Raw genomic sequence first — 22,348 nt, forward strand, 5'->3', positions numbered from 1 at the left:
TGGCTGGTGGGCAGTTTAAATCCTCAACTGATGGCAATTCAGCCTTATTTATCGGTAATGTGACGGGCAAAGAGTTTAACCGTGTATTTCTGGCACAATTGCGGCCAAACGGTAATCAGCGCCCCTCCGTTGTTGTAGCTGACAGTGGCTACATGACCGAACGGCCTGATGGTTCGCAAGTGGTTATCTTAAATAAAGGTACCCGCTATGAAGGCACCGCATTGTTGCGCGACTTCCGTATTACTGATTTTGTCGATTATCAGGCCATTATTGGTCATCAGGAAGTCCAACAAAATAATAATGCGGCTGACCAAATGACCATGAAACAGCTGTGGCGTTCGCATCAGCCCGATGCCCGCGCTGAGTTTCATTGGCGTCTAACGCTGATTGTGTCGGTTATCGTCATGGCGCTGTTGGTGGTGCCCCTCAGTGTGGTTAACCCGCGCCAGGGCCGTGTACTGAGTATGTTGCCAGCTATGTTACTGTATTTAATTTTCTTCCTGTTACAAAGCTCCCTGCGCTCTAATGCAAGTAGTGGCAAGCTGGACCCCTCGATCTGGATGTGGGCTGTAAATGGTGCTTATCTGGCTCTTGCGGTGATATTGAACCTGTGGGATGGCCTGCCGGCTCGTAAGTTACGTGCTCGATTGAGAGGTGCTGCCTGATGTTTGGTGTATTAGACCGTTATATCGGACGGACTATCCTCAATACCATCCTGATGACGCTATTCATGCTGGTATCGCTGTCCGGCATTATCAAGTTTGTCGATCAGTTACGTAAAGTCGGGCAGGGCGATTACTCAGCAGCATCTGCTGGCATGTACACCTTGCTCAGCATTCCTAAAGATATCGAGATCTTCTTCCCGATGGCAGCGCTGCTGGGTGCATTGCTGGGGCTGGGTACATTGGCTACACGCAGTGAACTGGTGGTAATGCAGGCTTCGGGCTTTACCCGCATGCAAATTGCCGCCTCGGTGATGAAAACAGCTATTCCGCTTGTGTTGCTGACCATGGCCATCGGTGAGTGGGTTGCGCCGCAAGGCGAGCAGATGGCGCGCAACTTCCGTGCGCAGCAAATGTATGGCGGTTCGTTGTTGTCAACGCAATCTGGGTTATGGGCAAAAGACGGCTCTGACTTTATTTATATCCAGCGTGTATCGGGTGATAAAGAACTGACCGGGGTGAATATTTATCATTTTGATCAACAAGATCGCTTGCTCTCGGTTCGCTATGCTGCCACCGCAACTTTTGAAGACAACCTATGGCGTTTATCGCAGGTTGATGAGTCTGATTTAAGCAATCCAAATAAGGTGACTGGCTCGCAGACACTAACCGGTGAATGGAAGACCAACCTGACGCCAGAGAAGTTGGGTGTGGTTGCCATGAACCCAGATTCGCTCTCTATTAGCGGGTTGCACGATTACAGCAAATATCTGCGACAAAGCGGGCAGGAGTCGAGCCGGTATGAATTGAATATGTGGGGCAAGATATTTGCGCCATTCTCCGTTGCCGTAATGATGTTGATGGCGTTGTCATTCATTTTTGGCCCATTACGCAGTGTACCAATGGGGGTTCGGGTCGTTACCGGTATCTTCTTTGGTTTTGTTTTCTACGTGTTGGATCAGATTTTTGGCCCGCTTAGCTTGGTTTACAACATCCCACCGGTCATTGGCGCGCTGTTACCGAGTATACTTTTCCTCCTAATCAGTGTTTATTTGCTGCTAAAACGGCGTTGATGGCGGTTTTTTCAACACTTAGACTAAACTTGGTGGGATAACAGTTGCATGCGGACTTCGGGTAGGTATAATTCACCTCGTTCTCCGCATACTACTTCAGTGCCGAAGTGGCGAAATCGGTAGACGCAGTTGATTCAAAATCAACCGCCGCGAGGCATGCCGGTTCGATTCCGGCCTTCGGCACCATTAGTATGAAAATCAAGTCACCGCAGGGTGGCTTTTTTTTGCCTGTCGTTCAGTAAAGTCCATTATCTTCCGTAAAAGTCTATATAAAACAGCATCTAACATTCTGGTTATTTTTGCCACTTCTCCATTCTGGTATTTCTACGTCCATTAGCAGCCATCATCACTGGGGGTCAAAATGGGGGTCAGCTCGGTTCGGAAAATTTGTGACCCCCAAATATGCGCCAGATATAGGTGGTATCAGCCTTTGTGAAGATCTTAGCGGAGTAGGTTGTAGCATCGGGGAGTATCTCTTTACAAAGGACATTTTTGGGGTGTCCTTTGTGCAGAGATAATTAGGCACTATCGTTTTCAGTAATATCATTGATTAACATAATGTTTTTGTAGGAAAGCCAGTTTAAATTTTGCCTTTATCACCCGTTGACAGCCATAACACTCCAATAGCATAGTGAGCGCTTTCTGGGTTCTATATGGATGTGATCCCCAATGGCGCTGACTGATGCCGCAATTCGAAATGCCAAACCTCGCGATAAAACTTATAAACTCACTGATGCTCAAGGACTCTATCTACAGATACAACCTCGTGGTACTAAGCTCTGGTACCTTAAATTCCGCATTAATGGAAAGGAAAGCCGCATTGCTTTTGGTGGTTATCCTGCCATCAGCTTAGGGCAGGCTCGAGCTGAGTGTGATAAAGCGAAAGCACTGATCGCGCAAGGCATTAGCCCGACAAATAAGCGTGAGCAAGAAAAAGATATTATACAAAATACGCATACCTTTGAGTTGGTTGCACGCGACTGGCATGCCAGCAACAAGAAATGGTCTGCACAGCATTCTGAGCGCGTTCTGCGTTACTTCGAGATGTATTTGTTTCCTGCTATTGGTCAGCGAAATATCGATGAGCTAAAAATCCGTGATCTACTTGCCCCTTTAAGAGTGGTTGAGCAGACGGGAAAATTAGATGTGGCTGCACGACTGCAACAACGGATTACCTGTGTGATGCGCTACGCTGTCCAGAACGGTTTAATCGAATATAACCCGGCACAAGACCTCGCAGGTGCTTTAGTTACCCGTAAGGCAACTCACCGTGCGGCGCTCTCGCTAGAACGTCTCCCTGAGTTGTTATTACGCATGGATTACTACTGTGGCAGGCCATTGACCCGGATGGCGGTAAAGCTATGTCTGTTGGTATTTATTCGTTCAAGTGAACTGCGGTTTGCCAGATGGGATGAAATCGATTTGGAAAGAGCCTTATGGACACTACCGGCAGAGAGGGAAGTTATCTATAAGGTTAGGTATTCGCACCGAGGCTCAAAAATGAAAACTCCTCACTTGGTGCCATTATCCAGGCAAACTATTGCCGTTCTTGAGAAAATTAAGACATTAACCCAAGATGAAAATCTGGTGTTTCCTGGTGATCACCATCCCAACCGACCCATGAGTGAAAATACCATTAATAATGCGTTACGCCGTATGGGATACGACACCAAAACAGAAGTTTGCGGTCATGGCTTCAGAACAATGGCCTGTAGTGCTTTGGTTGAATCAGGTATGTGGTCACGTGATGCAGTAGAACGGCAGATGAGCCATCAGGAACGTAACAATGTCCGTGCGGCCTATATCCACAAAGCCGAACATATGGATGAAAGAAGACTCATGGTGCAATGGTGGGCGGATTATTTGGATAGGTGCCGCGATGGGTATGTGGTGCCTTATCATTTCAGCGGAAAGGATTCTTCGGAATGATAATATATTAATGTTTATAAAGGCGTTACAGGTGTGGTGTTCACTATTATGTTTAACACACGGATATCGCCCGAGTAATAAGTATGAACAATATTGGGTGTAGCCTCATCTATTGCACTACATTTGTAATGCGCTATACTGCATTACAAATGTCATTACAGGAGATTTTTAAAATGAGTACTATCCAAATTCGTGTGGATGATGAACTGAAGAAAAGTGCATATCAGGCGTTTGAAAAACTGAATCTTTCGCCTTCTGATGCACTACGCCTGTTCCTACGTTATGTTGCAGAGAACGAAAAACTGCCTTTTTCAGAAGTATCCGTCATGGTCAGTAATCAAGATGAGGATGCTGATATTTTGGCTGTTGTCCGTGAACGTTTGAAAAATCCTGCCAAGCGTATCAGAGTCAATATTGATGACCTTTAATATCGACTTTGACGAACGGGCATTAAAAGAATGGCACAAACTAGATAAAACTATCCGAGAGCAATTTAAAAAGAAACTAAGAAAATTACAGGAAAATCCCTATATTGAGTCAGCACGTTTGCACGGTGATCTGGCTGGCTGTTTCAAAATAAAATTACGTGCATCTGGCTTTCGGTTGATTTACCAAGTTATCGATGAGGAGATTGTGATTTGGATCGTTGCTGTTGGTAAACGGGAAGATGAAAAAGCTTATGATATTGCCAAGAAGCGAATCCAATAGGGGATTTATTGAGATGCTTTTATGTAGCGTTATGACGGCTATGGGTAACCCATTAATATCGATTAAATAAACAAGTAGATAATTATCTATGTAGCATCTAAATTGCTCTTGGAAACATATTTTTCAGTAAGTCTTTTCGATAACCCTTCCCCCACATTTCCCCCACTTAACTGACTCCCACTTGTTCCCCCACCTGGGTTTTGGCTCTGTGCTCTCAGCCCAGTCATGGCGCGGGTTTGCTCTCTTTCCCCCATTTAGTGTGTATAGGTAAGTGGGAAGTGGGGGATTCGAGGCTAAATTGGTTAAAAATTCACAGTTCCCCCACTTGGTTCCCACTTTATCCCCCGGTTAGTTTCTTGCTGTATTGCTTAATGAATTGGGGCAGATATTCTCCCCGTCAATATGAATCAACCCATCAATTTCCAGTTTGTCGAGCCAGCGGGTAAATTTTTTCGCAACATCAAAACCCATGCCGCGCATATCATCTCTCACCAGCGATTTTGTACAGGCCTCGCCACTGGCGGTACGGGAGCGGATAGATTGCCACAGCGCGATATGATTGGCCGTCAGGCGCTGAATACCCGCAAGTTCGGCCTCATAGGGTGAGTCTTCATCGCTGACTTCACGCCCCCGATCACACAGCACCAATGAGTTAACTTCTTCGCCATCGTTATCGATATACAGATTGAGCGGCGAGAGGTCATAGGCTCGGGTGCTGGGTTCTTCTGAATCCTTCATTTTGGTGCAACTCAGCACCAGTGCGCCGCCTTCGCCCTCACGACGGACATTGAACTCGACATCTAACGCCGCACGAAAGGCACTGGAGCCACGTGCGCCTTTATCCAAATCTTTGCCCGAATGATGGATTACCAGCACCGTCGCGCCGGTTTCTGCCTTGATAAAATCGCAGCCCTGAATAAACGCACCCATATCTTTGGCGGCGTTCTCGTCGGAGCCACCAAAGCAGCGGGCCAGCGTATCCAGCACAATCAGGCGCACCGGTGAGCCGGTTTGTGCGGTGACGTCCTGAGCGGCTTTAATCACTTGTTCGACGCTCTCCGGGCTGGCGGGAAAGACCGGGCAGTCAATGCGGTATAGCGATTCAATCGGTGTGCCACCGTTAAACTCCATTTCCCATGCACGAATACGACGTGGCACGCCAATGCCACCTTCGCCAACGATATAGACCACCGAGCCTTGCGTCACGCGGCGCGAGGCCCACGGCTTACCGGTGGCGATATGGCAGGCCCATGAGACAGCCAGAAAGGATTTATATGAGCCGCTGGGGCCATAAATGCTGGCCAGCGTATTGCTTGGCAAATGGCCCTTGATATTGTAATCCTGCGGGGTGTTATAACCGTCGGAACCTTTGCGCAATGGCAGGTTGGTGGCAAATTGCACCGGTTCATTGTCAATCAAAGTGAGCGGCATTTTCATATCCATTCCTTGGGATTGTAGAGTTGGCGGAAAAACTCGATACGTGCGGTGTCCGTTCCGACCTGCTGGCGATAATCATCCCAGTCAGCCTTATCGCCGGTGGGGGGCAGGGTCACCAGCCCATTGACTGCGAGTGCGGCGAGTTCCGCCAGTTGCTTGCCAGGATTGTTGTCAGAGTCGGTTACGTCGTTATCCGCCGCGAGAATAATCTGCGCATCGGGATAACGTTCACGTAATGCCACTGCAACATGGGTCAGATTATTGGCCGAGATAGCGGCCACCACCGTGGCGGCAACAAATCGTGATATGACCAGACCGGTGGCAAAACCTTCAGTAATGATGATTGTTTGTGACAGAGCATGATGGGTGATGGGGATAAATGAAGATTTAATCCGCGAGCCGGGCAGTAAGCGTTTTTCTCCCCTAGGGTTGATTAACAGCGCACCGGTAGTTTTGTCGCGCAAATCCACCAATGGCAGCACTATGCTGCCCACATTAAAATGCACCCCGCCAATATTTTTAGCGCTATTGGTGGGCATTAAAAATCCCTGATGTGCCAAGCCCTTATGCAACAGGTAATCACTGGTTCCCTTAGTACAGGTTGCCAGCAGGGCGGTGACTCTTTGTATGATGTCGGTGTGTGGGAGCGGTTCAGTTCTTTCTTTGGCGGGCGGTGTTGGGGTTAAGTCTGTTAAGCGGGAGATTTCTCTGGCGGCCTGAATCAAATCACATTGTCGTACCAGAGTGACCAGATCCAGACCATCGCCATGGCCGCAATAGTTGCAGAACCACGTTCCTCGCCCTTTTTTATCATCAAAACGGAAACGGTCTTTACCTCCGCAGACCGGGCAAGGGCCGTGTTTGTTGATGCCGGGTATCGGGATGGCTAACGAAGACAGTATGCTGCCCCAGTGGTGTTGTGATGCGCGCACGATGTTGGAAACAAACTTACTCATGGTTAGCCTCCTCTGCATGCGGTGCTTCATCCAGCATCAGTTGCAGCAAATCCAGCCGTTCAGCCAGAATAAACAGCAGCAGTTCTTTGGTTGTCAGGTCGGTAATTTCGAGCATTGCCCGTACCAGTGCATGACAGTGGTCGACAATTTCTTCAAGCGTGAGTGGGGGAGAGTCAAGCATAGCGCACCCCCGGATGGGTACGAACGTATTGCGGGTACAGACAGTGAAGGGTAGTAGCCATGGGGCTGCCTCCAAGAAGTAGTTGTAATGACTACCACCTGAGACGCTAATCCCTTGGGTGGTAGCCCAGACGGAGTTAGCGTTACCGGACTTCTTGGAAACCGGCGCTCCTTTCGGAGCCCCCGCCTGGGCCACCATTGACGGGTGCGCGCAAGCCATACCTATAAAAAACCATGTCTGAATGACGAGGCTAGGTATCAAGAAGATTTTCGGAACGCTAATTCCGGCTACGGATTTTGCCGCAGCACCGAGATTATACTGCAAAGCGCCCGCCAGAAAAAAATAAAAAATCATTAGTCGCGACCCTCCTCGCGTTGGTTGAGTCTGATAATGACCCATTCGTCGATTTCGCTCTCAACCCAGGCAACTGAACGCGGCCCTAACTTTATTGGGCGGGGGAATTGGTTGAGGCTAATCAAATGATAAATTGATGATTTCTTCAGTCGTATTTTCTCAATCACTTCAGGTAAGCGGATCAAATTAATATCTGACATGGTTACGCCTCCTTGCGGGTATAAACGCGTTCAACATAGCGGCCACGGCCATCACCATGACCCAGATCCATTGAGGTCAATGCTCTGGCTTCAATGCGGGTAAATCCTGCGGCGAGGTAATAACTGATAGCCTCTTGCGCCCAGGCATAGCGCAGACTGTGGGGGGAGTAGTGTCCGGTTAGCCCCAGGCGGGTGGTATGGGATCGCCAGAAATTCATGGCGGTTTTCAGGTTAGGTTTATCAATGAGTTTGCCGCCGCGTGTTTCTGCAACCTGTTGTGCTTCTTTGACCGCCAGTTTCACCGCTTCACGATCCAAAATACGGGTTTCGCGTGAGCGGCCGCCCTTAGTGCCAAACACCACGGTTAATGTAGCGCGGTTCTGCTCAAGCTCCTTTTGCCATGTTTTCAGCGAGTTGGCACATTGCACCGCCTCTTGTGAACGCAACCCCAGCAAGCGGGCCAGTTGCAGGGCGCAGGCGAATCCTTTGTCCTGCTGCTGGGCGGTGCGCAGGGCGGTTTGATAGACCTTCTCAGGGATGGCGAATTTGGTGCCGGCGCGGCTGGTTCCCCCTAATCCCAATGCTTTGTTGGTCAATCGCTCCGACAAGACGATTTTATCCCGGCCAGCGGATCGGAAAACGGTACGCAATGCCGCCATTTCGTTATGGAGAGAACGAATGGCGATCCCCTGTGAAACACGGTCAGCAATATAACTTTCAACATGCTTTGCTTTCAGGTGTTTAACATCACGCACCTGAATATTGAGGGCCAGTAAATGTCGGCTAAATCTGTCCATAATTCGAATACGGTCATGAACGGTTTTATGGCTTCCCCCAGCTTGCTTAGCCAGTATTTTTATCTCACGGCTTAACTTACTCATGGCGAACTTCTCCCAAACAATGTCAACGAGCTGCATTTCTCTGGCGCATGGGGAATGGCAGGTTATCTGCCTTGAACGATACCTGTGCGCCAGAGCGGGCAGCAGTTGAGGTATTGCGGGGTATAGGTGATGCACTCGGTGCAGCCTCCTGCTATTGCAGGTCATCCCCTCAGGCTGTGGGCCTGCCTCGGTATCGGTTCAAACTCCGGTAAAAGTGGTCAATCTGACGTGTTGAAGCGGTGTCAGATGCATGACGCGTTGGTGAAGTCGTTTATCTCAACGGCTGAGGCGGGGTTGTGCTATGGCGTCACTTTCACTCGTAAAAGTGACGCCACGAGCCACACGCAGCAAGGCCAGCGCTAGCAGATGCCTTGCGGCATAGCAGAGCGCAGCCAGCGGCGTGTAATACGCGCCAGAAATTGAGGCATAAGGAGTCTTTAGATGCAGTGATGCAATCTTGCGTTAAGTGTGCAGATAACAGCGCTATCAGTTGTAGAGCAACGGTTTGGAAGGCCATTGCTCTACGGAGGCGAGTTATTCGCTTGGTTGATAACCTATGACAGTATTCTCGACAGGCAATACCGGTTGGTCAGGAAATGCTCTTTATTAGCCATTTCGTTAGTAGAAGTAAGCCCTAATCACCAACATGGGTGACACCCATTCTCAAGGGTTGACGGATGTATGACGGTATAACGTTTTTCTAAAGCTTAGACAGCATGTTGTGGTCGCTCAAAAGCGTCAGTCTCAGACCACACTCCATTCCATATGACTTTGGGTTTATGACCACCCGAAGGCGTTTCTCTCAGGTCATTCGTATCAATCCCGATACTGGAAACATTGGCGGCTGTCATCGACAGCGAGTTTACATGGGGGAAATTACGGCAAGAATGAGATAGCTGCAAGTTATTGGAAGCTGTAATAAGGAAGAGTAATGAAGGGGAGGCTACATCCCTTTCTAACCTGTGTCATTTGAGGATTTTCCCTCTGGTTAGCCTGCCAAAAAGAGCACTGCATGCATATAGTGCATGAATTTGCATGCAACGCCTCAGCATCAAAACATCTGAAACACCGCGCGACAAGGGTTTGTAAGCTCTCTATGTCATGCATGAAAAGTGCATGATAAAGTCAGAGTGCGTAGGTGAGGGAGTATTGCGCGCGCGGGTGTACTACCTAGTCAGTCAATACTTTTTCAATGCACTGCTTCACTGAACTTATATTGGGACGTTGGCTGGGAGTAAAGCTGGTACAATGCGAAATTACCTCGTCGATAAATTCTATTTTATTAATTTGGCAATATGTTGATACTAATGCTTCCGTTCTGTCCAGCCTCATCTCACCGGCTAATGGGTATTTCTGTCCACTCAGTAACACCCATAGAGTCTTAGCGAAACTAAATATATCCGCATGCTCTCCAGATGTTGAAGGCTCTGTAGAAAGCATCTCTGGGGCATAAAAATGTAATGAGCCGAATTTACACCCTTCTCTTGTTATTTCTTGTTTGTTCGGAAATATTGCAATTCCAAAATCACCTAAATACCATTTTCCTTTATATATTAATATGTTGTCGGGTTTAATGTCTCTATGGAATATATTTTCCTTGTGAAGTATTTCTAAAGTTCTGCATACTTCCAACATGCCTTTGAGAATCGTTAATGGAGTAGGTTGCTTGTCCGTTATATATTTATCCAGAGGAATGGCTTCTGGCATTGTAAACCAAGGGAAACCATCGTCACCTAAATTAGTATAGCTATCAATTAATGGTATTACCTGAATTAATGGGTTTTGTAGATTTTTTATTTTTTTTAGGATTTCTATTTCATCATTAAATCTGCTAAGTGAAATTCCTCGTGCTCGGCGAGCAATTTTCATTATGTGAGTCTTTTTGTCATTCGTTCTAACTTTCCAGACTACTGCATTTCCTCCTTTACCGTATAAACTAAGAAGGAAATATCCTGATAATACTTTTCCTTGCTGAATTTCTTTTTTATTACTATCATCAGGGAGATCTTTAAAAAATGCGATAATATCATTCATAGATGAATTTGATATTTGTATTTTTTTGCATAATTTAGTTTTCGAACCCTCTTCCTCGATAGCTAAGTTTATTTCTGCTAAAGCTCTAGTTCTTCCAACAAGAACTCCCCAGTTTTCAATTTGTACATTTCTAGCTAATCCTGAGCTAATTCCACCAGGTCTATAACGTTTATTTATCTCTTCAATAGCTTGAGTGAATCCCCAATCTTTATTCAATAAAAAATAGCTCTTCATTGATTATCTCTCCAAGAAATCAAACTTCCCTAATATTTTGCAAACGTTCTAAGTTTGATAGTTCAACGTTTAAAAAATCTATCCAATCACTAGTGTATAAGTAATTATTGAATCCAAGAACAAACCCTGCATAGACTCCCTTATAGGTTGAGTTTAAGATGCTTGGTCGTGCTTCAAAAAACTTCCAACATTTTGTATGCAATGCCATGTTAAAAAAAGGATGTAATTCTTTAACCTTTAAAACAATGTCCGAAGGTTTATGTATGTATGGTGACTGGACTTCTTTAATAAAAGCTATCCCTTGATCATATTGCGTTTTCTCTTCTTCGCTTAACTTCCTAAAATTAACAAATTCAATTGAAATATCTGAGGTGGCAGCATGGTTACCAATTTTTGGAATTAAAAAGGCCTTTATTCTATATTCTTGACTTTCTAGCGTTTCAGCGCTAAGTGCTTGACGTTCACTCTCCATAAACTGCCTGATAATCATGTAGTTTTGAGATTGGAATTGTTTCAATGCTTCAACCTTAGCCTCCATCGAAGCACGGCTTAATTGCATTGTAACAGCCAAATTAACTAATAAAGCATGATTATCACCAAATTCTTTTGTTAACAGATTTTCATAATTTATTAATGCTGCTTGGCATTCGCCACTACACATTAAGTCAACAATTGGAAGGAATCTATGTTCAATTTTATTACGAAGTCCAATAAGAAACGATAAATTAGACTTTACCGGTGACTCAATGCCATGCCAGTATTTTTCGAAGCATTCTTTTAACTCCCATGCCTTTTCTTCGCCATCTATATAGACAGTATTCCCATCTCTATCCTTGTGGTAATAATCCACGCCGTTTTTTTCAAAGATAGCATGAAATAATGATGTGTAAGAAATTATCATATTAATGATAAAACCGTATGTTTTAAATTTTATAGTTGGATTGTTATAAACAGTTACGGCCAACAATGCAAACTCTTTTGATTTAGTTAATAATATCCCTTTCCTAGAGTAATTGTTTGCAAGTGAGGATGTTTGGCTTAACAATGACCTAAAATCATTTTTACTAAGAAATAAAATTCCATTCGTTATGAAATCAGCTCCCTCCTTTTGAAAGTAACTAATAAGTTTTTTTGAAATATGTGTAGTGCATGTTTTTATTGACCAAGTACTTGCTTCTGATAGTTCATGAAGTTTGAATGTTTCGCCTTGAGTCTCTTTATCAATTAGGAAGCTATACGCTAAGTCAATCTTCTCATATTTGCTCATTACACTTCCTTCCTTGTTATGTTATAGAATAAACTTTACTTCCCCACCAACTCATTAGTTCTATTCTTTTTACTAAGTATGTTGAGCGGTTGTATGCCTTTCTAACCTCATTTTTATCGCTATGTGCAAGTGCAGCCTCAATCACATCAGCATTAAACCCAGCCTCATTCATTGCTGTACTGGCAATTGAACGTAGCCCATGTGCGACTAATTTTCCACCATAACCAATACGTTTCAAAGCTGCGTTTGCTGTTTGGCTGTTCATTGGCTTTTTCGGATCGTTGCGGCTGGGGAATACGTACTGACGATTGCCACTGATTGGACGCATGATTTCCAGCAGCTCTAGAGCCTGCTGCGACAAAGGAACGATATGATCACGTTTTGCTTTCATACGTTCTGCCGGTATACACCACTGCTTATTCTCAATATCGATCTCTGACCAGGCTGTTGAAGAAGCTTCAGCAGGGCGTATCAGTGTCAATAATTGCCATTCAAGTAAGCAGCGAGTTGGTATCGACAGATTGCTCATGGAAATGGTGCGCATAAGTTTAGGCAATTCTTCGGGGCGTATGGTGGGCATATGCTGCTTTTTAGGCCTTTCAAAAGCATTGCCAATACCAGATGCTGGGTTGGCATCAATCAAACCTACGTTGACTGCATAGATCATTATCTCGTTAATACGTTGTACCAACCGCCGGACTGTTTCTAATGCTCCGCGTGCTTTGATGGGTTCTAATACCTGAATCAGGGCGCGAGCTTTGAGTTCTTGAACGGGGACATTCTCTATGCTGGGTAAGATATCTTTTTCGATAGAACGCCAAATATCTTTTGCATGGGCGGCACTAACGTGGCTTTCTTTCAACTCAAACCATTTGCGGGCGACGTTTACGAAAATACTCTCTTCAGCTATCTGGAGTTTTTCGGCTTCCTCATCAGCTCTTGCTTGCGGATCAACCCCTCGCACTAACATTGCCAGTTTCTCTGTTCGTGCCTCTCTGGCATCAGCTAAAGAGAGTGCAGGGTACGCGCCGAGGCTTACCATAGTGCGTTTACTACTGTTGGGAAGTTGATAGCGGAAACGCCAGATTTTCTTGCCAGTAGTTTTGACTAACAAAAATAAGCCATCACCATCATGGAGAGTTAGGTCTTTGTCGGTGGCTTTTGCTTTTTGTACTTCGGTGTGGGTGAGGGGGCGTGTTGTCCTTGCCATGTATGGTTCTTCCCTTAATTGGTATACGTCCATTGGTATCTATCTTAGCGTATACCAATTTGTATACCAATTGTCTCTGGCTTCAGGCGGATATCCTTGGACTACTACAGACACAAAAAAGCCCGCAAACCTAGGTGGGATGCGGGCTCTTCGTACTTAACCGGACTTATCTGGTAATAACCGGTTTAACATTTGGTGGAGCTGGGGGGATTTGAACCCGCGTCCGTAATTCCCTAACTTATTGTTATGGAATGTTTATTTTTATTATTTTCCTGGCGCGTATCCTGTGCGGCTCCTTTGGTGTACTTCCTCAGTCATCCCACTGTATTCCTTCAGGAACGAACCGTAATGCCTGAAAAGCATCTCCGGCCCCTTGTGGCCCATTTGTCCTGCTAACCAGAATAAATTCGCGCCCTGGCTAATATGCATCGTGGCAAATGTATGTCTGGTCTGATAGGGATTCCGGTACCGGACGCCAGCCTTTTTTAAGGTTGGTATCCATGCTTTTTTTCTGATCGCATCAGCACCAGCCCAAGCCTCATTCGTTTTCGGATCATGAAAAACATACTCGTTGAGCATAAATGTAAATGGTTTTTGATTTTTGATAGCTAATAATGCATCAGAATCTAATTCTATTTTTCTTCGCCCCGCCTTAGTCTTCGTTCCCTTAATTACCCCTTCAACGCTGGCCATTATTACATGGGCGGTATTGCCGATGAGATCGAGATCTTGCCACCTTATCGCGCATAGTTCTGAACTTCTCATTCCAGTATGCAAAGCAAATCTAAAAAGGTTTTCCCATTGAGCATTCATCGCCGTGGATAGAATGGCTTTCGCTTCATCAGGTGAAAGCGGATCAACCACATATTCACTTTCTGATCGGACATCTTCACCTTGGTACCGGGATGCCGACACAAGAGAAACAGGGTTAGCCGACAGCAAGCCATCAGTTACTGCTTCATCTATCGCGGAGCCTAAGAATGATAATCTATTGCGGATAGTTTTCAGCGCTACCTTCTGGCCTTGTATCCAATTTTTAACCATCGCGGGCGTAAGGTCTGAGACATTAACTTCATGTAAATTGGATAGGGCGCTCATGCACTTTTTATAGCCGGCGATAGTACCTAGTGATAATTTACGGCTTTCACAAATTGAAATGTATTCATCCAGATATTTTTTGATGTGCTTCGAACTTTGGTTATTACCGAATACCTTCAATCGCACTGACCGAGGAAATTGATCAGCATAATTAAAGGTGCCTCGTTCTATTCTATTGTGGATCTCACCCAATAGCCTTTCAGCATATTTGATATTTTTGGGTGTCACTTCGATGTTAGAAAGGGGTTCACGGCATTTAACCCCTTTATATGTGAAGGTGATATTGATTGTCTGCCCAGCTTTATGGCTGCGAACAGTTATGCCCCTTGGGAGCTTTGCCGATCCCCTCTCGCCCACTTTGAAACCTCCGTAAGATCAATCCAACGTTCTTTAACACCATCAACTTTTAAAACCTGCTTGCCCTCACGCCATACTCCACGCTGAACCCGCTTATTGATGGCTTCAACCGTTTCCCCTGTGGTAATGCAATACGCACTGATGGGGATGCAATCGAGACTAATCATACGAACCTCCACACTGTTTATTTAAAGGCCCGCCGCACACAGGCCGTGACAAATTTATTCAATATCGTTGCTGGTGGCTGGAATCAAACGCTGATAAATAGCAGAGACGTATTTAGCCTGGTGAATGGCATCAGCTAAAGCATTGTGCCGTTCTCCATCAAATGGCATATCTCGCTTTGGATCGAAGCCTATAGCCCGCCCCAGTGACACCATTGTTCTCACGTCCAGATCGTTAAACCAGCTCCAGCATGGTTGTAACTGGCAGCGCTCATAGGCCGCACGAAGAATAACGTTATCGAATGCAGCACCATTGCCCCATACGTAGATCCGGCGGGAGTTACCCGACACCTCCGCCGAAAAATCATTTAACCCACGAAGTGCAACATCGATAGGAGTCGGATTATCGGTAATTGCAGATCTGGCCTCACTGCTTTGAGCTAACCACCACAGAATGGTACTGGCATCCGGTACCGCACAGAGAGCAACTTCACTTTCAAGGCTTACTGCGGTATAGAACAACGGGCCAATCTCACCTGTCGCCGGTTCAAAGAATACGGCACCGATAGCGACGATAGGCGCATCCGGTTTGTTACCCATAGTTTCCAGATCGACCATTAAGTTATTCATTTATTTCCCTTATCTCATGTTCAATTAATTTGTTTATGGTACCGCCATTTGGCAGCTGATTATTTAGTTAATTACTTGATTAAAATATATATTATTGTTCATTTATTTTGTTTATTTTTTACGTTCCACATCAGTGGTAATTGCTTGCACCTGCACAAGACCGATCACTCTGACATCCCTATCACCAGAAAAGAGTTTATTAATCTTGCCTTCGGCTGCTACAACAGCCTGGCGATAAACCTGATCAATCTGGCAATCAGGTCCCCATGAGCCAAGGTTGCTAAGCTCAATAGTGAGTGAAACCCTCGCATTGGTCGTAGTTCTTACTACTGGCTTACTCAGCATCTGCATTCCCCTCCACCGTGAAACCGACTGAAATAACAAAATCACCAAAGTCAGTAGTTTCACAGTAGTTGCGTTTGGTTTTGCGCAGCGCACCGATACTCACTAGCCGCTCAACCTGTTCTTTATCTAAGTCATGACCTCCAGATTCGGGATCGTCACAACATTCAGCAAAGCGATTGAGTGCGGAAACATCATCATTGGTGACAAATGATCGCCAAGGCTTACTCAGCTTCTCGTTTGCCGCTGATAACTCGGCTTCTGCTGCCAAGCGCTTCCTGAACTGAGCTTTTCGACTAGCCTTGATGTTATGTATTGCTAAATCCTTCATATAAAGCTGATGTTCTGCATTCGCTAAACGTTGCTGGAATTCCTGATTATGAAGGTCAAAAAGCTCTTTCTGTGCCGCTTCCAGTTGGGCTATCAAATTTTCACCTGGTTTTTGAAAGCATACCCAGTTGGTATTGGCCCGTTTGCCTGATGGGTGTCCAAATATGGGCGGTACCGGCGACAGTTTGATAATATTTCGGGTAGGGATATGCAATTCATTCCATTTGAATATCAGCACCCCACCGGCCCGAAGTACACGGAAGGCCTCAGCAAAACCTTTGGTTAGGTCGTCTTTCCATGACTTACTTAGAATGCCGTATTTCTTCCCCTGCCAGCCCTCTGGGCCACAACGGGTAAGGTGAGGTGGGTCGAATACGACGATCTGGAAAGTATTATCCGCAAATGGCAACTGGCGAAAGTCAGCAATTAGGTCTGGTGCTATCTCCAGCTTTCGGCCATCACATAGGATGTGGCTCTCGGCACGGATATCGACGAATACAGCGCGCGGATCGGCACGGTCGAACCAGAACATGCGGGAGCCACAGCACATATCGAGGATGGTTTTATTCATCAACTGCTACTCCTGCAATTTTTGTTGCTGAAAATGTAGGTTGTTGTTCCATATCTACAGAGAAATGCCCAACGCTAACCCCATCAATGAAAATCTCAAAGCTGAGTGGCCAGTTTGATTCCCAGCCATCGAAGCGCTCCCAGAAATCTTCGGCGGCGATCCCGGCTAAAAACTCGTAACCACCATCACTGCTATAAGCAGGATCAATATCTTCAGCATTATCAGGAAATACCCAACCTTCACTACGGCAGATGTATTGAATTTTCTCGGGCATGATTATCCCCTTATCGCCACACGCAGACGTTCAAAAATTGCCGCGGCAAAAAGTCTTTCTTCGCCAACATCACATGCCGCAAAATATTCATGCGCTGCTGTTACTGCTGCCTGGTGCTTATCAATAAGCATCGTTTTTAATGCTTCAATATGGCTGCGCTCTCGGTGGGAAGCTAACACCTCCGGATCGCATTCAATAGGACGCAACCAGTAGCAAACCGGACCGTCTTCTGTGTCATGTATTGAAGCCATAAACCAACCATCACCCGCTGGTGGAGTGGGTTGCCACAAACTGACATCACAGCCAGCGGAATCGAATGCCGCTAGCAACTCTTCTGCATTTTCTTCGTTTTCCATCCAACCTATAGCGCCAGTTACACGGTTAAGTGCTTTCCACGCGGCAAATTCGCCTTCAACCCCAAATTCATTTCCATTTGCTGGCTCAAAGTAATCAGGGTGAGTCCAGAACCCACAGTTATCACGCTCAACTGGTGCCGCTGTAATTGTCTTAATCATCACTGTTTCCTCGCATAGAGAACGCCATCAACTGGCAGGCATTCATATTCAGGTGGCAAACCTTGCTGTTGGATGTCGGCTATACAGTTCTTATCATCCGGATAGACATAGCCTTGTGGCTCGTACTGGCACGGCTGGAAGGTGTAGCAGACGAGCAAAAACAGGCCGTACATCATGATTGGGTGGCCCCGGCCAGCTCATGGAATCGAGCCAAGAAAGCGATCCGCGCATCCCGTGATGACATTGGCACTATTGCCATTTCTGCCGGTGGAATACCTGCCAGCATGGGCCACTCTTTACCATCATCGATGTCTAACTCTTGGCGCTCGGTGGTCAGCATCACCAGATCGCAGTAGTGGACGATTGCGGATATTTCGGCAGGCAACCCAAAGGTTTCACGAATGACGGTATCGACCTGCTGCTCAATAGCCTGGTAATCAGGCAGTAGGCGTTTAAGAGGTGAGGGGATATCTTTGCAATACGCTTCGGTTGCATCATGCAGTAAGGCTTCAAGGGCAAATTCTTCTGGCACAATCGTGCTTATTAACAAGCAATGTTGGGCCACACTATAGAAATTAGGCAGGTGACCAGCAAAACGGCATTCATGTGATAACGCCTGAGCGATATCTTCAATACAAATACTGCTAGCGACTGGTTTCAAATAATCGAACGTCAGCCCTGAATAAGTAGTAATACAAGTCATAAATATACTCCACACGGTTTTTAGGTAATACCCCGCCAAATACCCCATCGCTGGGATATTTGAAGTGATACTAATAGGTTAAGGTTTAATTAATTACGCTTTAAATTTACCGATAAAGGTTTCAACTTCGACATCTTTAAATTTATCGGTAAGTAGCTCCAAAAATTCTACGGCAATCTTTTCTTCTTCCGCTTCCAGTTGAACAATGCGCAATACTAAAACGGGAACATTGCCGCCGGTGAGAATGCTATAGCGCAATTTAAATCGACGTTCGCCTAATCCCTCATAGGGAACACATTTAAATTCAAATGCCGCTGGCATAACATCTTTGCTTTTGGCTTCAACACTTTCCATTACAGATCGTTTAGCGCTGAAGTCTTGGTCTTCATGATCGGCAGAGCTGGTTTGTTCGATGGTAATGCGGCGTACTGCACCAACGGCTTTCTTTATATCCAGCACCACACCATCAGCATCAAAGGCCAGCAAGAACTCACGGTAATCTTCCAGCCATTCAGCTAGTTCTTTTTGCGTCTGTTTGCGACCATCAATATTAAGTAGTTCGCGGAATGGTGCTGTTTTCTTGAGTGATAAGCTGGCGGTGTTATCGGCATGCCCTGGATTTAGCAGAGTGCCAATATTGAAGATAGTTTGCGCGCGCATTTCATCGGCATCAATAAAGCAGCGAACACCGTCACCCGCATAACCAGATGAATATTTTACATACTCATCAATGTTGCTAGTTTCCATCGCGCCACGGAAGCGGTAACGCTCAAATTGGAATTGCTCAAGGCTTTTTACAGAAACACCAGCAGGTAATGCAATGGTATCGCAAGCCGTGCTGGATAATTGTTTTTCAATAATTGAAGTTAAAACCATATCGCGAATTTCGGTGATGGCTGACGAATCTAATTGTTGAGACATACAAAGTCCTTAATAAATATAATTTGGTGATGGCGAATAAATTAATTAACGGTCTTTAGTTTTCCGTCAGTCTCGCCCTTAATTGTGAATAACTGGCCCTGATCTTCCTGCATAATTGCCAGCTTACCGCCTTTGCCAACATACATAGGCGTTTCGGTTGTATCTTCTTCGGAGGATTTACCGCGTGGCGTTGGGGTGGTGAATTTAAGCTTATGGGAGATCATAACGCGCTTTTCTTCCATTGAATTACTCATACGAGATAAATCAAACTCAATGGTTACCTTTCCTTTACCGCCATTATTCAGAACGCCTAGCGCGGCAGCATTTAAAGCAGCAGATATTTTATTTTCGAAAATACCGGCATCCAGTTCACCAAGAAATTCCGGTACCACGGTTTTTCTTTCTTCACTCATTGGGGTGATCCTCAGTAATGCAGTTTGCACTGCGTTGTTTACTCCACACACAGAGAAGTACTCCGAACCGGGGGCTTTATACTGTACGGGTTTAAAGGGATAACCCGCCCGGAGCACTTCTCTGTGTGTAAAAAGAGCGGCTGGCCTAATCTGGTGTTGGCAGGCGCAGCCGCTAAAGACACAGCACAGCAATGGAACAAGGTTGTGATTTCCGGCTGCTGCAATTGCACAGGCTAGCTCTTTGGCAAATCACAATCGGCTGAGCACTTAACAAATGCTCATGCGATTGTGAGCCTGGTTACTTCTCCACCTCAGGCGGCGGTGGTATCTTGGGAGTTCTCACACAACCAAGAAGGGACTTAAATGAAACCTATTGATACTGCTAAGCAAATGGCATTTGAATACATCCGTACGCAAAATAAAGAGTATTCACCAGCTGAGTTCCTAGTTGCTGTAAGGCACTTTAGCGCGGTGTTTGCAGACCTTCTGGAGATGTCACCGTCAGAGTTACTGGCTGAGGCTGGTCGCTCTCTGGGGTCAAGCTAGCATTGCTCAGAACCGCCCTCATACCGACCACCAACGCTTCAGCAGTGACCCTTGCTGCTTCATTCACTGCTGTTTTATTTTTTCCAGCAATCACCATTTCTGCCACAACGTGAGATATTGTCGGTTGAAAAATCTCAACTAAGTGATTAGCAAAATGCTTGTTCACCGCGCCACCAAATAGGGCATTCATCCCTTCTTCAAAGCTGTTATTTGCTGAAACTATTCCCATTACCCATACCCCGCATTGTTATTCCTTATTAGCCATTTTGATAAATTCAGCTTCATACTTCACGAACGGCACATAGAAGATGGTCAATTCACCGGGCTTATCACTTTGTTCGTAACCAGCTGGTGAGAAGATTTTGTCGAACTTAACCGCGGCTTCCCGCACTGCTTGTTCTTCACCTTCGAGGCACATCAAGACGCGCATTTTGCCGATGGTTATTCCTGCGGTGTCGCCTTGGTATCTGTAGCCTTTCATGCCTGTTACTCCACACTGTTAACCCTGCTAAGCGAATCATCTGCTGTTGATGGATTAAATCATGCTACTTAAAGTAGTTAAAATCAACTACAAAAAGTAGAAAAAATGAAAGTTATCGATGTAAATATGCTTACTACCTGATTTTTAGGCATAAAAAAACCGGCATTAGCCGGTGTTTATTTGAAAGGGAGGGAATTCTAAGAGAAGTCGTTAAACTTGAGGGGTAAGTGTTTTATAAGTTTACCGAAAAAATAAAGTTCATTCATTTCATTGGCTTCAATGAAAAAAGGTGGGTATTTGTCGTTATCAGAAAGAACTGATAATCGTCTTCCTTTCACCTTTTGCAGTCGCTTGACGAATGTTGAGTCTTCGAAATTGAATACATAAACACCATCACCATTGAAGTGATCTATTTTTGTGTCAATAAACAGTAAATCACGTGGGTGAAGAGTTGGCATCATACTATCACCATCAACATTCATTAAATGTATTCCATCCAATGACTTACGCCCAAATAGTTCATAGATTTTATCTTTAGGTATTTCAATGGAGCTTATAACTGCGGGAAATTCATTGTTGATATAGCCATGACCAGCTGAGGCGAAAACTTCAAGTTGCCTTAGTTTTACAACTTTCGAGTCAGATCCTGCATCTTCCCCTGTGATGGTTCCATAATCGAGGAACGCGGGAGAGACGTTCAAGTGATCCGCTATCTTCAACATCTTCTCATCTCGTGGTTTTGCGGTACCCAAGGTATAACGCCGCGCCATCTCATAAGAGACACCACTTAGCTTTGCCAGGCTACTGACGCTGATTTCATGCTTGCTCATCAGTGAGTTCAGACGTGCCGCAAAATCATCATATTTAGTTTCATTTTCTACCATGAGTAGAAGATTACAACCACTACTAATATTAGTCATTTCTATTTTTGGTTGTTGATTTAAGCTACTTTAAGTAGCATTATCCCTTTTGTGAAAACTATAGGAGGGCATAATGTCCAGTAAATGCAAAAACATCACTGACCGGGCAATTAGAGCTGTTGGCTCATTGTCCCGCGTCTCTCGGGCTTTCGAGTTCAAGTCTGTTCAGTCTGTCGCTAATTGGATTATCAATAACCAAGTACCTGCTGACCGGGTAATCCAACTCTGCGCCATGGGGAAATGGGCAGTAACCCCTCATGAATTGCGCCCAGATATCTATCCAAATCCTCGTGATGGTATGCCGCAGACGGGTGCAGCTTAACCAATTTATTTAATCGGCATCACCACCAAAGAGAGAGAAACATTGTGGATAACAAAGACTTTCCAACTCAGCCGGATATTAGCGACGCGATACACCAGCTGATCACTCAGACGCCGGGCAAGTATGACGCGATGGCTAAACAGTTATGTCCGCTGTCCGGTACCGAGAATGCACTGCGTAACCGCGTTCGTCAGTTAGCGGGGCAGGTAGTGCCGCTGGGGATGGCGATAGAGATGGAATCAATCTCTGGCCGTTCCGACATTACCGAAGCCATGTGCAAGCGCGCTGGTGGGGTGTTCGTAAAGCTGCCGGAAGTGAATGACATTGGCAACGACGAGCTACTGATCAAATTTAACGATCTGCTGGTGGCTTTGGGTGATTTTGGTCGTGCGCACAATGAGTTTACCGCTGATGGCGTGTTAGATCGTGATGAGACTAAGCGGCTGAAAGCTAAGGGGTATAAAGCGCAGTCAATTATTGCAGAGATTATTGCGATATCGGTGATGTTATGGGGTGACGCCCCAGTGTGCGGCACTGAGGCGTCGGGTGCATTAACTAAACGTGTGGAGTAATTAACGCATGAACATTGTAGCGGCTAAACGTTCTATTCCGCAACTGCGTTGCGTTTGTGTCAG

Annotated in this window: 29 protein-coding genes, 1 tRNA gene and 3 pseudogenes; 10 read left to right on the top strand and 23 right to left on the bottom strand. The window is 45.6% G+C overall.

Annotation, left to right across the window (positions count from 1 at the left end):
• From ACNSO8_RS17875 to ACNSO8_RS17900, 6 genes are all read left to right on the top strand, one after another.
• Positions 1–665 (top strand): LptF/LptG family permease (locus ACNSO8_RS17875; RefSeq protein ID WP_418395405.1); only part of this gene is annotated, 665 nt, incomplete at its 5' end.
• The gene (lptG, locus tag ACNSO8_RS17880; RefSeq protein WP_019084212.1) at positions 665–1,735 is read left to right on the top strand and encodes an LPS export ABC transporter permease LptG; all 1,071 of its coding nucleotides are present in this window, start codon (positions 665–667) and stop codon (positions 1,733–1,735) included. The genes ACNSO8_RS17875 and lptG, both read left to right, overlap by 1 nt.
• 101 nt (positions 1,736–1,836) lie before the next feature.
• Positions 1,837–1,921 (top strand) — tRNA-Leu (locus ACNSO8_RS17885).
• 483 nt (positions 1,922–2,404) lie between these two features.
• The gene (locus tag ACNSO8_RS17890) at positions 2,405–3,664 is read left to right on the top strand and encodes a tyrosine-type recombinase/integrase (protein WP_418395406.1); all 1,260 of its coding nucleotides are present in this window, start codon (positions 2,405–2,407) and stop codon (positions 3,662–3,664) included.
• Between the two features lie 173 nt (positions 3,665–3,837).
• A complete protein-coding gene (locus ACNSO8_RS17895) occupies positions 3,838–4,092 on the top strand; it encodes a type II toxin-antitoxin system RelB/DinJ family antitoxin (RefSeq protein WP_005175264.1) in 255 nt (84 codons plus the stop codon).
• Positions 4,082–4,372, top strand: coding sequence for a type II toxin-antitoxin system RelE family toxin (locus tag ACNSO8_RS17900; protein WP_038275268.1), 291 nt, complete (start codon positions 4,082–4,084; stop codon positions 4,370–4,372). Before ACNSO8_RS17895 ends, ACNSO8_RS17900 begins: the two co-directional genes overlap by 11 nt.
• 348 nt (positions 4,373–4,720) lie before the next feature.
• Here the strand turns inward: ACNSO8_RS17900 and ACNSO8_RS17905 are convergent, their stop codons facing one another.
• The 6 genes and pseudogenes from ACNSO8_RS17905 to ACNSO8_RS17930 all read right to left on the bottom strand — a co-directional run bounded on the left by ACNSO8_RS17905 (position 4,721) and on the right by ACNSO8_RS17930 (position 8,656).
• Positions 4,721–5,809, bottom strand: coding sequence for a helicase RepA family protein (locus tag ACNSO8_RS17905; protein ID WP_050329262.1), 1,089 nt, complete (start codon positions 5,807–5,809; stop codon positions 4,721–4,723).
• The gene (locus ACNSO8_RS17910; RefSeq protein WP_418395407.1) at positions 5,806–6,765 is read right to left on the bottom strand and encodes a primase-helicase zinc-binding domain-containing protein; all 960 of its coding nucleotides are present in this window, start codon (positions 6,763–6,765) and stop codon (positions 5,806–5,808) included. The genes ACNSO8_RS17905 and ACNSO8_RS17910 overlap by 4 nt, the downstream gene beginning before the upstream one ends.
• Complete coding sequence (locus ACNSO8_RS17915; RefSeq protein WP_342229268.1) at positions 6,758–7,300, bottom strand: ash family protein; 543 nt, start codon at positions 7,298–7,300, stop codon at positions 6,758–6,760. Before ACNSO8_RS17915 ends, ACNSO8_RS17910 begins: the two co-directional genes overlap by 8 nt.
• Positions 7,300–7,500, bottom strand: a complete 201-nt coding sequence (locus ACNSO8_RS17920; RefSeq protein WP_172654250.1) for an AlpA family transcriptional regulator — start codon at positions 7,498–7,500, stop codon at positions 7,300–7,302. Before ACNSO8_RS17920 ends, ACNSO8_RS17915 begins: the two co-directional genes overlap by 1 nt.
• A gap of 2 nt (positions 7,501–7,502) precedes the next feature.
• Positions 7,503–8,381: an integrase domain-containing protein gene (locus ACNSO8_RS17925; RefSeq protein WP_418395408.1), complete on the bottom strand. Its 879-nt coding sequence runs from the start codon at positions 8,379–8,381 to the stop codon at positions 7,503–7,505.
• Between the two features lie 22 nt (positions 8,382–8,403).
• A pseudogene (locus tag ACNSO8_RS17930) lies at positions 8,404–8,656 on the bottom strand (hypothetical protein).
• A gap of 504 nt (positions 8,657–9,160) precedes the next feature.
• On the opposite strand from ACNSO8_RS17930, the pseudogene ACNSO8_RS17935 reads away from it, so the two are divergent.
• Positions 9,161–9,410 (top strand): annotated as a pseudogene (locus ACNSO8_RS17935) (hypothetical protein).
• Positions 9,411–9,551: 141 nt separating this feature from the next.
• Here ACNSO8_RS17935 and ACNSO8_RS17940 read toward each other — a convergent pair.
• The 14 genes and pseudogenes from ACNSO8_RS17940 to ACNSO8_RS18005 all read right to left on the bottom strand — a co-directional run bounded on the left by ACNSO8_RS17940 (position 9,552) and on the right by ACNSO8_RS18005 (position 19,444).
• Positions 9,552–10,649, bottom strand: a complete 1,098-nt coding sequence (locus tag ACNSO8_RS17940) for a protein kinase domain-containing protein (protein ID WP_418395409.1) — start codon at positions 10,647–10,649, stop codon at positions 9,552–9,554.
• Between the two features lie 19 nt (positions 10,650–10,668).
• Positions 10,669–11,916 (bottom strand): DUF3644 domain-containing protein, encoded by a 1,248-nt coding sequence (locus tag ACNSO8_RS17945; protein WP_418395410.1) that lies wholly within the window; start codon positions 11,914–11,916, stop codon positions 10,669–10,671.
• Between the two features lie 16 nt (positions 11,917–11,932).
• Positions 11,933–13,126 (bottom strand): integrase domain-containing protein, encoded by a 1,194-nt coding sequence (locus ACNSO8_RS17950; RefSeq protein WP_418395411.1) that lies wholly within the window; start codon positions 13,124–13,126, stop codon positions 11,933–11,935.
• Between the two features lie 264 nt (positions 13,127–13,390).
• Positions 13,391–14,581, bottom strand: coding sequence for an Arm DNA-binding domain-containing protein (locus ACNSO8_RS17955; RefSeq protein ID WP_418395412.1), 1,191 nt, complete (start codon positions 14,579–14,581; stop codon positions 13,391–13,393).
• Positions 14,542–14,748, bottom strand: a complete 207-nt coding sequence (locus tag ACNSO8_RS17960) for a hypothetical protein (protein WP_019081922.1) — start codon at positions 14,746–14,748, stop codon at positions 14,542–14,544. The genes ACNSO8_RS17955 and ACNSO8_RS17960 overlap by 40 nt, the downstream gene beginning before the upstream one ends.
• Positions 14,749–14,802: 54 nt before the next feature.
• Complete coding sequence (locus ACNSO8_RS17965; protein ID WP_418395413.1) at positions 14,803–15,375, bottom strand: 3'-5' exonuclease; 573 nt, start codon at positions 15,373–15,375, stop codon at positions 14,803–14,805.
• A gap of 111 nt (positions 15,376–15,486) precedes the next feature.
• Complete coding sequence (locus tag ACNSO8_RS17970) at positions 15,487–15,720, bottom strand: hypothetical protein (protein ID WP_418395414.1); 234 nt, start codon at positions 15,718–15,720, stop codon at positions 15,487–15,489.
• Positions 15,721–16,153: 433 nt separating this feature from the next.
• Positions 16,154–16,618: pseudogene (locus tag ACNSO8_RS17975) on the bottom strand (class I SAM-dependent methyltransferase); the annotation flags it as partial.
• A complete protein-coding gene (locus ACNSO8_RS17980) occupies positions 16,611–16,892 on the bottom strand; it encodes a hypothetical protein (RefSeq protein WP_418395415.1) in 282 nt (93 codons plus the stop codon). The pseudogene ACNSO8_RS17975 and the gene ACNSO8_RS17980, both read right to left, overlap by 8 nt.
• A gap of 2 nt (positions 16,893–16,894) precedes the next feature.
• The gene (locus ACNSO8_RS17985; protein WP_418395416.1) at positions 16,895–17,407 is read right to left on the bottom strand and encodes a hypothetical protein; all 513 of its coding nucleotides are present in this window, start codon (positions 17,405–17,407) and stop codon (positions 16,895–16,897) included.
• Positions 17,407–17,583 carry a hypothetical protein gene (locus tag ACNSO8_RS17990; protein ID WP_005174537.1) on the bottom strand — a complete coding sequence of 59 codons (177 nt, stop codon included), beginning with the start codon at positions 17,581–17,583 and terminating at the stop codon, positions 17,407–17,409. Before ACNSO8_RS17990 ends, ACNSO8_RS17985 begins: the two co-directional genes overlap by 1 nt.
• Positions 17,580–18,110: an HD family hydrolase gene (locus ACNSO8_RS17995; RefSeq protein ID WP_418395417.1), complete on the bottom strand. Its 531-nt coding sequence runs from the start codon at positions 18,108–18,110 to the stop codon at positions 17,580–17,582. The genes ACNSO8_RS17990 and ACNSO8_RS17995 overlap by 4 nt, the downstream gene beginning before the upstream one ends.
• Positions 18,111–18,203: 93 nt before the next feature.
• The gene (locus ACNSO8_RS18000; protein WP_418395418.1) at positions 18,204–19,031 is read right to left on the bottom strand and encodes a YfdQ family protein; all 828 of its coding nucleotides are present in this window, start codon (positions 19,029–19,031) and stop codon (positions 18,204–18,206) included.
• A 41-nt stretch (positions 19,032–19,072) separates the two neighbouring features.
• Complete coding sequence (locus ACNSO8_RS18005) at positions 19,073–19,444, bottom strand: hypothetical protein (protein WP_050136743.1); 372 nt, start codon at positions 19,442–19,444, stop codon at positions 19,073–19,075.
• 363 nt (positions 19,445–19,807) lie between these two features.
• Here ACNSO8_RS18005 and ACNSO8_RS18010 point away from each other — a divergent pair, with 363 nt between their 5' ends.
• A complete protein-coding gene (locus tag ACNSO8_RS18010) occupies positions 19,808–19,990 on the top strand; it encodes a YdiH family protein (protein WP_418395419.1) in 183 nt (60 codons plus the stop codon).
• Here the strand turns inward: ACNSO8_RS18010 and ACNSO8_RS18015 are convergent.
• From ACNSO8_RS18015 to ACNSO8_RS18025, 3 genes are all read right to left on the bottom strand, one after another.
• On the bottom strand, positions 19,908–20,219 hold the full coding sequence (locus tag ACNSO8_RS18015; RefSeq protein WP_418395432.1) for a hypothetical protein: 312 nt from the start codon (positions 20,217–20,219) through the stop codon (positions 19,908–19,910). The genes ACNSO8_RS18010 and ACNSO8_RS18015 overlap by 83 nt on opposite strands.
• An 18-nt stretch (positions 20,220–20,237) precedes the next feature.
• The gene (locus ACNSO8_RS18020; protein ID WP_418395420.1) at positions 20,238–20,471 is read right to left on the bottom strand and encodes a hypothetical protein; all 234 of its coding nucleotides are present in this window, start codon (positions 20,469–20,471) and stop codon (positions 20,238–20,240) included.
• Positions 20,472–20,668: 197 nt separating this feature from the next.
• Positions 20,669–21,355 (bottom strand): LexA family transcriptional regulator, encoded by a 687-nt coding sequence (locus ACNSO8_RS18025; protein ID WP_261373160.1) that lies wholly within the window; start codon positions 21,353–21,355, stop codon positions 20,669–20,671.
• Positions 21,356–21,464: 109 nt separating this feature from the next.
• Here ACNSO8_RS18025 and ACNSO8_RS18030 point away from each other — a divergent pair, with 109 nt between their 5' ends.
• Complete coding sequence (locus tag ACNSO8_RS18030; protein ID WP_418395421.1) at positions 21,465–21,713, top strand: transcriptional regulator; 249 nt, start codon at positions 21,465–21,467, stop codon at positions 21,711–21,713.
• Between the two features lie 44 nt (positions 21,714–21,757).
• Complete coding sequence (locus ACNSO8_RS18035; protein WP_019083784.1) at positions 21,758–22,285, top strand: YmfL family putative regulatory protein; 528 nt, start codon at positions 21,758–21,760, stop codon at positions 22,283–22,285.
• Positions 22,286–22,348 lie beyond the last annotated feature (63 nt).

The organism is Yersinia sp. LJYL362 (assembly GCF_048323875.1).